We start from the raw sequence: 11052 nt of genomic DNA, 5'->3' as shown, positions 1-11052 counted from the left end.
CACAGGAAGAAGCAGCTTCTTCTTTTTGACTCGCCATCCGCCGCACCCGCTCTTGCGTAATTGCTGCCGGACTGCTCATCTCACTCTTCGCCGCATCACATCAAGACCCCCGCGTTACCGCTTCCGGCCTCGCTGCGCTGCGTTTGCTGCGTCGAGAACGAAACTATAGCAAGGCGGAAAAGGCTTTGCAAACCGATCCACGCCTTTTTGTCAGTTTCGTGAAGGGAAACGCACCTCTTTAGGGCATTTCGCACGTCGAAAACGGCGATACATCGCCGTTTTCTCCTCCGCAAAAATTTTTTCCTTCCCCGGGGAAAACCCGCACCTTTCCGTCTTAAAGGTCAGGCCGCGGGAGGATCCCCGCTCAACGGTGCTTGAATTGCGGCGTCCGCTTGGTCATGAACGCTTCCATGCCTTCTTTCTGGTCTTCGGTGGCGAACAGGGCATGGAACTGGCGGCGCTCGAACAGCAGGCCTTCGGACAGCGGCGATTCATAGGCGCGGTTGACGGCTTCCTTGGCCATCATGACGGAGGGCAGCGACATCGAGGCGATTACGGTCGCCAGCTCGATCGCCTCGTCCAGCACCTTGTCGGCGGAAACCACGCGCGACACCAGCCCGGACCGCTCGGCTTCGGCGGCGTCCATCAGGCGGCCGGTCAGCACCAGGTCCATCGCCTTGGCCTTGCCCACCGCGCGCGGCAGCCGCTGCGTGCCGCCCGCGCCGGGGATGATGCCGAGCTTGATTTCGGGTTGCCCGAAGCGGGCGTTGTCCCCTGCCACCAGGATGTCGCACATCATCGCCAGTTCGCAGCCGCCGCCCAGCGCATAGCCCGCCACCGCGGCGATCACGGGTTTGCGGATGCGGCGCAGGGTTTCCCAGTTGCGGGTGATGAAATCCGAGCCATAGACGTCCGCATAGGACCAGTCCTTCATCGCACCGATGTCGGCGCCGGCAGCAAAGGCTTTCTCGCTCCCGGTGATGACCATGGCGCCCACATCGGGATCCGCCTCGAAGGCCAGCAGCGCGGCGCCCAGCTCATCCATGAGCGCATCGTTCAAGGCATTGAGCGCCTTGGGACGGTTCAGCGTCAGCAGGCCGACGCGGCCTCGACGTTCGATCAACACCAGCGCTTCGCTCACGGCCGGACTCCTCTGCTGTATAGATGGATGCGGAACGGCTGGCGCCAGCCGCCCATGGAACACTCCGCCAAGCATACCGCGCACGCGGGGCCGCCTTGAGTTTCCCGGCACGGGCGCGCACCATTTGCCCTTGTCCTATATATAGAGAAGAGGAAGCCCGGGCATGACCGCAGGAGCAAGCAGCGGAACCACCTTGATCGGCCTGTTGCTGGCGGCCGGGCGCGGCAGCCGTTTTTCCGCCGATGGCAGCGCCAACAAATTGATGGCCGTGCTGGCCGGCAGGCCTGTATGCGTGGCCGCCGCAGCGTCCCTGCAAGCGGCGTTGCCGCGCGTGGCCGCGGCCGTCCCCGCATCGTCGTCGGCCGCGGCCGGCGTCCTGGCCCAGGCAGGCTGCGAGGTCGTCGCCTGCGACCGGGCATCCGAGGGCATGGGCGCCACGCTGGCCCAGGCGGTCGCCAGCCTGAGCAGGCAATATGCCGGCGCCGGCGATCCTCTTCCCGCCTGGTGCGTGATGCCCGCCGACATGCCATGGGTGCATCCGGACACCATCGCCGCCCTGCGCGACGCCTGGCTCGCCCTGCCCCCCTCCCGGCGCGGCCGCGCCGTCCTCGCGCCCGTTTATCGCGGCATGCGCGGCAACCCGGTCCTGCTGGGCCCGGACTGGACCGACGGCCTGACGCAACTGCGCGGCGACGAAGGCGCACGCCGCCTCATCGCCGGCCACGTCACGCCCATCGAGGTTTCCGACCCCGGCTGCCTGCGCGACGTCGACACGCCGCAAGACCTGGACGCCGGCCCCACCCAGCTCGCCTGAGCCCACAACGGCGAGACGCCCCATCGCCATATGCGTATATAAACGAGCCATCGCCTAACATTTCAGGTAAGCCAGAAGCATGCACAGCCACAACCCAAGTCACCCTCCCCAACCCCAGGGCGCCGCGGATCCGGCTCCGCCGGTCCGCCAGCGCCGCCCCCCGGGGGGCGCGCGTCAGCGCGTAGGGGGGGGCATCACCCCGGGGGGCATCACCTATCGCCTGGAGCCCACCGACCTGGCCGGCCACCGCTGCACCGTCACGCTGACCATCCCCACCCCCGATCCCGGCGGCCAATGCGTCAGCCTGCCGGCCTGGATTCCGGGCAGCTACATGATCCGCGACTTCGCCCGGCAGATCGAAAGCATCGAGGCGCGCGCCTGGGGCCGCAAGGTCGAACTCGCCAAGCTCGACAAGCAGACCTGGCAGGCCGCCCCATGCCGCGGGCCGCTGCAGATCACCTGCGTGATCTATGCCTGGGACCTCTCGGTCCGCGCGGCTCACCTGGACGAAAGCCACGGTTTCTTCAACGGCACCAGCGTGTTCCTGCGCGTGGCCGGCCAGGAGCACCTGCCCTGCCTGCTGGAACTGGCGCCGCCGCCCGGACGGCAATGGAAGGTCTACACCAGCCTGCCGGAAGCCGCCGGCCATCCGCAGCGCGCGCGCCGGCACGGCTTCGGCATGTACGCCGCGCCCGACTACGATGCCCTGATCGACCATCCCATAGAAATGGGCACGCCGCAGGTCGCGAGTTTCGAGGCTTGCGGCGCACAGCACGAGCTGGTGTTCACCGGACAGATTCCCAATCTCGATCTGGAGCGTCTTTCGGACGACATCCGCAGGATCTGCGAGAAGCAGATCGCCTTTTTCGAGCCGCGCACGCGCCGCGCGCCGTTCCTGGACAGTTCGGACCGCTATGTATTCATGACCATGGCGACGGGCGACGGCTACGGCGGGCTGGAGCACCGTGCCTCCACCGCGCTGATGGCCTCGCGCGCCGACCTGCCCGTGCGCGGGCGGCCCGAGCAGAGCGACGGCTACCGCAATTTCCTCGGGCTGGTCAGCCACGAGTATTTCCACACCTGGAACGTCAAGCGCATCAAGCCCGCGGCCTTCGCCCCCTACGACCTGGAGCGCGAGAACCCCACCCGCCTGCTCTGGCTGTTCGAAGGCTTCACCTCTTACTACGACGACCTGTTCCTGCTGCGTGCCGGCCTGGTGGGCGAGGACGATTACCTGCGCATGCTGGGCCGCACCATCGCTTCCGTCCAGGCCGGGCCCGGCCGGCACAAGCAATCGGTGGAGGAAAGCTCGTTCGACGCCTGGACCCGCTACTACCGGCAGGACGAGAACTCCCCCAACGCCATCGTCAGCTACTACACCAAGGGCTCGCTGGTGGCGCTGGGGCTGGACATGCTGATCCGCCGCGAATCCCGGGGCGCGCGCAGCCTGGACGATCTGATGCGCCTGCTGTGGCAGCGCTACGGCCGCGCGTTCTACCAGGGCGCCGCGCAGGGCATCGCCGAAGACGCCGTGGGCGAGCTGATCAAGGAGGCCACGGGCGTCGATGCCGGCGACTTCCTGCGCCGCTACGTGCGCGGCCGCGAGGACGTGCCGGTAGAGCAATTGCTGGGCGAACAGGGATACCGGCTGTCGTGGCAGGCCGGCGCCATGCCTTCGCTAGGCGCAAAAATCCAGCGCGTCGGCGAAGAGGTGCGGCTGCAAACGGTGTACGAGAAAGGCCCGGCACACCGGGCCGGGCTATCGGCGCAGGACGTGCTGATCGCCATCGACGGGCTGCGGGTGCAGGCGGGCACGCTGGACAAGCTGCTCGCCCGCCATGCGCCGGGAGCGGTGCTCACCGTGCACGCCTTTCGGCGCGACGAACTGCACGCGTATACGCTGCGGCTGGATCCGCCGGACGCCGGCGCCGAGTGCAAGATCGAGCGCGTGGCGGGCGGCGCGGGGATCTGAGCCGGGCCTGTCAACGCTGAAAAAGCCCGGCACAGGCCTTATGCGGTCCAATCCACGGGCGCTCGCCCCTGGTCGGCCAGCCAGGCATTGGCCTTGGCGAAATGGCCGCAGCCGATGAAAGGCTGGGGCGGCCGCCGGGCCGACAGCGGCGAGGGATGATTGGCCGTCAGCACGAGGTGCCTGCCGGGCGGCAGCAGCGCCGCCTTGGCCTGCGCATGGCTGCCCCACAGCATGAACACCTTGGGCGCCGGCTCCTCGGCCACCGCCTCAATCACCGCGTCGGTGAAGGCTTCCCATCCCTGCTTGGCGTGCGAGGCGGGCGCGCCGTCCTCGACCGTGAGGGAGGTGTTCAACAGCAGCACGCCCTGGCGGGCCCAGCGTGTGAGGTCATTGCCGAAGCGGGCGGGATCTCCGCAGCAATCCGTCGCCACTTCGTTGAAGATGTTGCGCAGGCTGGGCGGACGCTTCATCCCGTCGGGCACGGAAAACGCCAGGCCTTGCGCCTGTCCGGGCCCGTGGTAGGGATCCTGCCCGAGGATGACCACGCGGGTGGAGGCAGGTTCGGCCAGATCCAGCGCACGGAAGGGCCGCTCGGGATAGATCGTCGCCCCGCCGGCCAGGCGCTCGTCAACGTATGCCTGCAAGCGCGCAAAGCCGGGGCTGGCCAGAACGCCGGCGAGTCGCTCGCGCCATGCCGCCGGCAGTTGCGCGACGTGCGTGGACAAGGGCTCGCGCAGGGCATTGGCGGGCGTGGCGTCGAAGAGATCTTTCATGCCGGAAAGAGGCGGGCCAGCTCGGCGCCCGGGTCCGGCGCCCGCATGAAAGCCTCGCCGACCAGGAAGGCATCCACGCCATGCTCGCGCATGCGGCGCACGTCGTCCTGGCCGACGATGCCGCTCTCGGTCACCACGCGCTTGCCGGCGGGAATGCGCGGCAAGAGGCCGATGGTCGTGTCGAGCGACACCTCGAAGGTGCGCAGGTTGCGGTTGTTGATGCCCAGCAGTCCGGTGCGCAGGCCCAATGCGACGTCGAGCTCGGCTTCGTCATGGACCTCGACCAGCACGTCCATGCCCAGATCCATCGCCAGCGCCTCCAGCTCGCGTAGTTGCGAAGGGGCAAGCGCCGCGACGATCAGCAGGATGCAGTCGGCGCCCATCGCGCGCGCTTCCACCACCTGGTAGCTGTCGACGATGAAGTCCTTGCGCAGCACCGGCAGCGCGCAGGCCGCGCGCGCGCGGCGCATGGTGTCCAGCGAACCCTGGAAGAACTGCAGGTCGGTCAGCACCGACAGGCAGGCCGCGCCATGGGCGGCGTAGGAAACGGCGATCTCGTCGGGCTGGAACTTCTCGCGCAGCAGGCCCTTGGACGGCGAGGCCTTCTTGACCTCGGCGATGACGCCGGCGGCGCCGGCCTCGATGCGCGCCTCGATGGCCCGGGCAAAGCCCCGGATGTCTTGCCTGGCCTCGGCTTCGCGGCGCAGGTCGGATTCGCTGCGCAGCAGCCTGGCGGTGGCCACTTCGTCGGCCTTGACGGCCAGGATGCGTTGAAGAATATCGCTCATGAACGTTCCAATCGGTATTGAAGCCGCGCCGTCAGGCAGCCTTGCTTGCGGCGTTCCGGGTGAAGGCGACGAACTCGTCCAGCTTGGCGCGCGCCGCGCCGCTGGCGATCAGTTCGAAGGCTGTCCTGATGCCATCGGCAACGGACGATACGACATTGCCGGAATACATGGCCAGGCCGCCGTTGAGCGCGACGATGTCGCGCGCCGGCCCAGGCTTGTTGGACAAGGCCTCGAGCACCAGTTCCCGGGATTCGTCGCGGTTGGCGACTTTCAGGCTACGGTTGGAAACCATTTGCAGCCCGAAGTCCTCGGGATGGATCTCGTACTCGGACACCTCCCCGTCGCGCAGCTCGCCGACCATGGTGGCCGCGCCCAGCGAGGCCTCGTCCATGCCGTCCTTGCCGTATACCACCAGGACGTGCTTGGAACCCAGGCGCTGCAGCACCCGCACCTGGATGCCGACCAGGTCGGGGTGGAACACGCCCATCAACTGGTTGGCCGCGCCGGCCGGATTGGTCAACGGCCCGAGCAGGTTGAAGATGGTGCGCACCGCCAGTTCCTTGCGGATGGGCGCGATGTTCTTCATGGCCGAGTGGTGCAGCGGCGCGAACATGAAGCCGATGCCGGTGGCGTCTATGCATTCGGCCACGGCTTCGGAAGGCAGCATGACGTGGGCGCCGAGCGCCTCCAGCACGTCGGCGCTGCCCGACGAGGACGACACGCCGCGGTTGCCGTGCTTGGCGACCTTGGCGCCACCGGCCGCCGCCACGAACATGGCCGCGGTGGAGATATTGAAGGTATGCGCGCCGTCGCCGCCGGTACCTGCCAGGTCGACCAGGCTGCCGGTATCGGCCACTTGCACGCCGTCTGCGAACTCGCGCATCACCTGCGCGGCGGCGGTGATCTCGCCTATGGTTTCCTTCTTGACGCGCAGGCCCATGATGAGCGCCGCCGCGGTGGCGGGCGACATCTCGCCGCGCATCAGCATGCGCATCAGCGACAGCATCTCGTCATGGAAGATCTCGCGGTGTTCGATGCAACGCACCAGCGCTTCGGTCGGGGTAATGGGCACAAGAGACTCCTCGGGAAATCGTTGCCGCTGGTTCATGCGTTCAACTTCAGGAAATTGCGCAGCAAGGCGTGGCCGTGCTCGCTCAGGACGGACTCCGGATGGAATTGCACTCCGTAGACGGGGAGGGTGCGATGGCGCACGCCCATGATTTCACCGTCGTCGGTCTGCGCCGTCACCTCCAGGCAATCGGGCAGGCTTTCGCGCTCGATCGCCAGCGAGTGGTAGCGGATCACCGTGTACGGCGACGGCAAACCCTGAAACACGTCGCTGCCCGTATGCGTGATGGCCGAGGTCTTGCCGTGCATGATCTGCCGCGCGCGGACGATTTTGCCACCAAATGCGGCGCCGATGGACTGGTGCCCCAGGCAGACGCCCAGGATGGGCACCTTGCCGGCATAGGCCTGGATGAGCGGCACCGAAATGCCGGCCTCGGCGGGCGAGCACGGCCCGGGGGAAATGCAGATGCGCTCGGGCGCCAGGACCGCGATTTCCTCCAGCGTGATCTGGTCATTGCGCACGACGCGCACGTCGGCGCCCAGCTCACCGAAGTACTGCACGAGGTTGTAAGTAAACGAATCGTAGTTGTCGATCATCAAAAGCGACATAGCCATTCCTTGCATGCATTGAATCGTGGCGTTCAAACCGGATCGTCCAGCCCCAGCTGGACCTGCTCGGCGGCGCGCAGCACCGCCCGCGCCTTGGCTTCGGTCTCCAGCCATTCCTTTTCGGGCTCCGAATCGGCGACCACGCCGGCGGCGGCCTGCACGTAGAGCATGCCGTTCTTGATCACGCCGGTGCGGATGGCGATGGCGAGATCCATTTCGCCGCCGTAGCTCAGGTAGCCCGCCGCCCCGCCGTAGACGCAGCGCCGCACCGGCTCCAGCTCGTCGATCAGTTCCAGCGCCCGCACCTTGGGCGCGCCCGACAGCGTGCCGGCGGGGAAGGTGGCGCGCAGCACGTCCATGGAGCTCATGCCCTGGCGCAGCAGCCCGGTAACGTTGGACACCAGGTGCATGACGTGGGAGTAGCGCTCGATCGCCAGTTGGTCGGTCACCTCCACCGAGCCGATCTCGGCGATGCGGCCGACGTCGTTGCGGGCCAGGTCGATCAGCATGACGTGTTCGGCGATTTCCTTGGGATCGGCGCGCAGCTCCTCGGCCAGGGCCAGGTCTTCCTCTGGCGTGCCGCCGCGCGGACGGGTGCCCGCCAGCGGCCGGATGGTCACGCGACTGCGCGTCTGACCCTGCTCTTGCACCGCTTCCTGGCGCACCAGGATCTCGGGCGAGGAACCGACGACGTGGAAATCGCCGAAGTTCCAGAAGTACATATAAGGCGAGGGGTTGAGCGAGCGCAGCGCGCGGTACAGCGAAAGCGGGGAATCGCGGAAGGGCTTGGCGATGACCTGGCCCACCTGCACCTGCATGAGGTCGCCGGCGGCGATGTATTCCTTGGCCCGGAGCACGGCGGCCAGGTAGTCCGGCTTGTGGAAGTCGCGCCGAGCCTCGGTCGTCATGCTGGGCTGGCCGTACGGGATCTCGACCGGACGGCGCAGCTGCGCGCGCAGCTCGAGCAGCCGGGTGCGGGCGCGCGCATAGGCCTCGCGCTGCGAGGGATCGGCGTAGACCATCAGGTAGAGCCGCCCGCTCAGATTGTCGATGATGGCCAGTTCGTCGATCAGCAACAGCAGCAGGTCGGGCACCGGGTCGCCCATGCCGGCGGGGTCGGGCTTGGTGCACGGCCCCAGCCGGGGTTCGATGTGGCGCACCATATCGTGGCCGAAATAGCCCGCCAGCCCGCCCACGAAGCGCGGCATGCCGGGGCGCAGCGCCACCTTGAAGCGCTTCTGGTATTCGGCGATGAAGGCGAGCGGATCGCCCTCGTGGCGCTCGACCACCTGGTCGTCGGTGACGACTTCCACATTGCGGCCGCGCGCGCGGATGAAGGAGCGCGCCGGCAGGCCGATGAAGGAATAGCGGCCGAAGCGCTCGCCGCCGACCACCGATTCGAGCAGGCAGCTCATCGCGCCGCGGCGCGGGCCGCTCTGGGCCAGCTTCAGGTACAGGCCCAGCGGGGTGTCCAGATCGGCATAGGTCTCGGACACCAGCGGGATCCGGTTGTACCCCTGGGAAGCCAGGGCCTGGAATTCGACTTCAGTCATGCGTACCTCGTTTTCCTGGAAGACATTGCAGACCGCAGGCCTTGACCGGAACGCACAAGCACGCATGGCCCGACGGTCCGGCAAGGACGCGGGCGGGGGGATTCGTTAGGGGTTTTGCTTTTTACTGCGGCGGCCGCTCAACGTGCAGGCTGAGGGCCAGGGAGAATCACCACCACCCGGCAGACGAACGCCACCAGCGCCACCAGGCGCAGGGTTGGGCGAACGGCCGAGTCGTGGTCGACATAGGATGGGGACAGGGTCCTGGAAGTGAATTCAGGCTTGGGGATGCACCGGCGTCCGGGACAGGACCTGGGATTGCGACACCCACCGGGCGGCATCCAAAAGCGTGGCCACTATACCATCGGACTCGATGGCGTGCACATCGCGCCCTTCGTTGTAGCCGTAAGGCACCAGCAGCACGCGGCAGCCGGCGGCGCGCGCCGCCGAGGCGTCGTTCATCGAATCCCCCACCACGACGGCCTCGGCCGGCTGCACCCCCAGCAGTTCGCAGGCATGCAGCATGGGCATGGGGTCGGGCTTCTTGCGTGCCACGCTGTCGCCGCTGACCACCGCGTCGAAATACGCACGCAGCCCGATCCGTTCGAGCAGCGGCAACGTGAATTCGGCCGGCTTGTTGGTGACGACGGCCACCCGCAGTCCCTGCGCTTTCATGTCCTGCAGGCCTTCGACCACCCCTTCGAACACCCGCGCCTTCTCGCCGTTGACGACGTGGTAGGCATCGCGGAACGCCTGCAACGCGTCGGGGAAACGCGCCCGCTCGGCCTCGCCTTCGAGGCTGCCCGACAGCGTGCGGTGCACGAGGTTCTCCATGCCCTTGCCGACGAAGGTCGCGATCACGTCCTCGCGCAGCGGCGTCAGGCCGAAGGCCACGCGCATCGCGTTGGCGGCGTGGGCGAGGTCGGGAACGGAATCGACCAGCGTCCCGTCGAGGTCGATGAGTACGGCGCGGTAAGTCATGGGTGCTCCTTGCGTGCGCGGGCTCAGGCGTAGGACGATTCGCCCTTGGCGATCTGCAGGCGCAGTTCCTGGATCACGGCGGCGTAGTCGGGCTTGCCGAAGATCGCCGAACCGGCCACGAAGGTATCGGCCCCGGCGGCGCGGATCGCGGCAATGTTGTCGGTCTTCACGCCGCCGTCGATCTCCAGCAGGACGGTGCGGCCGGTCTCGGCGCGGTGGCGGTCCAGCCGGCCGCGCGCCTGGCGCAGCTTGTCCAGGGCCGAGGGCAGGAAGCCCTGGCCGCCGAAGCCGGGGTTCACCGACATCAGCAGTACCAGGTCGAGCCTGTCCATGACGTGGTCCATCCAGTCGAGCGGGGTGGCCGGGTTGAACACCAGGCCGGCCTGACAGCCGTGCTCGCGGATCAGGCCCAGCGTGCGGTCGACGTGGCGGGACGCCTCGGGGTGGAAAGTGATGACGTCGGCGCCGGCCTTGGCGAACATGGGGATCAGCGCATCCACCGGTTCGACCATCAGGTGCACGTCGATGGGCACTTGTACGTGCGGGCGGATGGCCTCGCACACCATGGGGCCGATCGTCAGGTTGGGAACGTAATGGTTGTCCATCACGTCGAAATGTATCCAATCGGCGCCGGCGGCCACGACATTGCGCACCTCTTCGCCCAGACGGGCGAAATCGGCGGATAGAATGCTCGGGGCGATACGCGTGGCGGACCCTGAAGTGGCGAAGGCTGGCATAAGATATTCCGTTTACAGAGGCGATGCGCCGGCAGGCCTGCCGGCGCGCCGCGCCCGCTGTCCCGGTCCGGCCGGTTGGCCTCCATTGTAGAAGCATGTCATCGACCCATGGCGCACGCATGAAATCTCACGAATTGACGGTCACGGTACAGCCGCGCTACCTCTCCGAACAGTCCGATCCGGCGCAGCGGCAGTACGTCTTCGCCTACACCATCCGGATCACCAATACCGGCTCGGAGCCTGCCCAGCTGATCAGCCGCCACTGGATCATCACCGACGGCAACCAGCAGCAGCAGGAAGTGCGCGGCCTGGGCGTCGTCGGCCAGCAGCCGCTGCTGCAGCCCGGCGAAAGCTTCGAATACACCAGCGGCTGCCCGCTGGGTACACCGGTGGGCACGATGCGCGGCACCTACCACTGTGTGGGCGAGAACGGCATGCCCTTCGAGGTGGACATTCCCGAGTTCGTGCTGGCCATGCCGCGCACGCTGCACTGATCCGGCCGCGCCCCGCCCCCCCCAACCCGACCCGTACGTACGGGGAAGCGCCGGCGCCGCCGCTTCCCCAGGAGCCCCTTCCCAATGCCCCGTCGCCAGTTTGCTGCGAACGCTATCGTTTGTCC

Annotated in this window: 11 protein-coding genes; 3 read left to right on the top strand and 8 right to left on the bottom strand. The window is 67.5% G+C overall.

Features of this window, described 5'->3' with window-relative positions; genetic code table 11:
- Positions 1 to 364 precede the first annotated feature (364 nt).
- Positions 365 to 1141, bottom strand: a complete 777-nt coding sequence (locus tag PIGHUM_RS23475) for an enoyl-CoA hydratase (protein ID WP_124082174.1) — start codon at positions 1139 to 1141, stop codon at positions 365 to 367.
- Positions 1142 to 1304: 163 nt separating this feature from the next.
- Here PIGHUM_RS23475 and PIGHUM_RS23470 point away from each other — a divergent pair, with 163 nt between their 5' ends.
- Positions 1305 to 1955 carry a nucleotidyltransferase family protein gene (locus tag PIGHUM_RS23470; protein WP_124082172.1) on the top strand — a complete coding sequence of 217 codons (651 nt, stop codon included), beginning with the start codon at positions 1305 to 1307 and terminating at the stop codon, positions 1953 to 1955.
- 79 nt (positions 1956 to 2034) lie between these two features.
- Positions 2035 to 3927 (top strand): M61 family metallopeptidase, encoded by a 1893-nt coding sequence (locus PIGHUM_RS23465; RefSeq protein WP_124082170.1) that lies wholly within the window; start codon positions 2035 to 2037, stop codon positions 3925 to 3927.
- 38 nt (positions 3928 to 3965) lie between these two features.
- On the opposite strand, the gene PIGHUM_RS23460 is transcribed toward PIGHUM_RS23465, so the two are convergent.
- The 7 genes from PIGHUM_RS23460 to rpe form a co-directional block, all read right to left on the bottom strand.
- The gene (locus PIGHUM_RS23460; RefSeq protein WP_124082168.1) at positions 3966 to 4700 is read right to left on the bottom strand and encodes a uracil-DNA glycosylase; all 735 of its coding nucleotides are present in this window, start codon (positions 4698 to 4700) and stop codon (positions 3966 to 3968) included.
- Positions 4697 to 5488, bottom strand: coding sequence for an indole-3-glycerol phosphate synthase TrpC (gene trpC, locus PIGHUM_RS23455; protein ID WP_124082166.1), 792 nt, complete (start codon positions 5486 to 5488; stop codon positions 4697 to 4699). The genes PIGHUM_RS23460 and trpC overlap by 4 nt, the downstream gene beginning before the upstream one ends.
- A 31-nt stretch (positions 5489 to 5519) precedes the next feature.
- Positions 5520 to 6560 (bottom strand): anthranilate phosphoribosyltransferase, encoded by a 1041-nt coding sequence (gene trpD / locus PIGHUM_RS23450; RefSeq protein WP_124082164.1) that lies wholly within the window; start codon positions 6558 to 6560, stop codon positions 5520 to 5522.
- Between the two features lie 32 nt (positions 6561 to 6592).
- Positions 6593 to 7165, bottom strand: a complete 573-nt coding sequence (locus tag PIGHUM_RS23445; RefSeq protein WP_124082162.1) for an anthranilate synthase component II — start codon at positions 7163 to 7165, stop codon at positions 6593 to 6595.
- A gap of 32 nt (positions 7166 to 7197) precedes the next feature.
- Positions 7198 to 8718: an anthranilate synthase component I family protein gene (locus PIGHUM_RS23440; protein ID WP_124082161.1), complete on the bottom strand. Its 1521-nt coding sequence runs from the start codon at positions 8716 to 8718 to the stop codon at positions 7198 to 7200.
- A gap of 273 nt (positions 8719 to 8991) precedes the next feature.
- Positions 8992 to 9696 (bottom strand): phosphoglycolate phosphatase, encoded by a 705-nt coding sequence (locus tag PIGHUM_RS23435; protein WP_124082160.1) that lies wholly within the window; start codon positions 9694 to 9696, stop codon positions 8992 to 8994.
- Positions 9697 to 9719: 23 nt separating this feature from the next.
- The gene (gene rpe / locus PIGHUM_RS23430; protein WP_124082159.1) at positions 9720 to 10433 is read right to left on the bottom strand and encodes a ribulose-phosphate 3-epimerase; all 714 of its coding nucleotides are present in this window, start codon (positions 10431 to 10433) and stop codon (positions 9720 to 9722) included.
- Positions 10434 to 10552: 119 nt separating this feature from the next.
- Between rpe and apaG the strand changes: the two genes are divergently transcribed.
- On the top strand, positions 10553 to 10927 hold the full coding sequence (gene apaG / locus PIGHUM_RS23425) for a Co2+/Mg2+ efflux protein ApaG (RefSeq protein ID WP_124082157.1): 375 nt from the start codon (positions 10553 to 10555) through the stop codon (positions 10925 to 10927).
- Positions 10928 to 11052: the final 125 nt, after the last annotated feature.

This window comes from Pigmentiphaga humi (assembly GCF_900606115.1).
Lineage (GTDB): Bacteria > Pseudomonadota > Gammaproteobacteria > Burkholderiales > Burkholderiaceae_B > Pigmentiphaga > Pigmentiphaga humi.
Note: the sequence above shows the minus strand (reverse complement) of the source record. Positions and strands in the feature narration are given on the sequence as shown.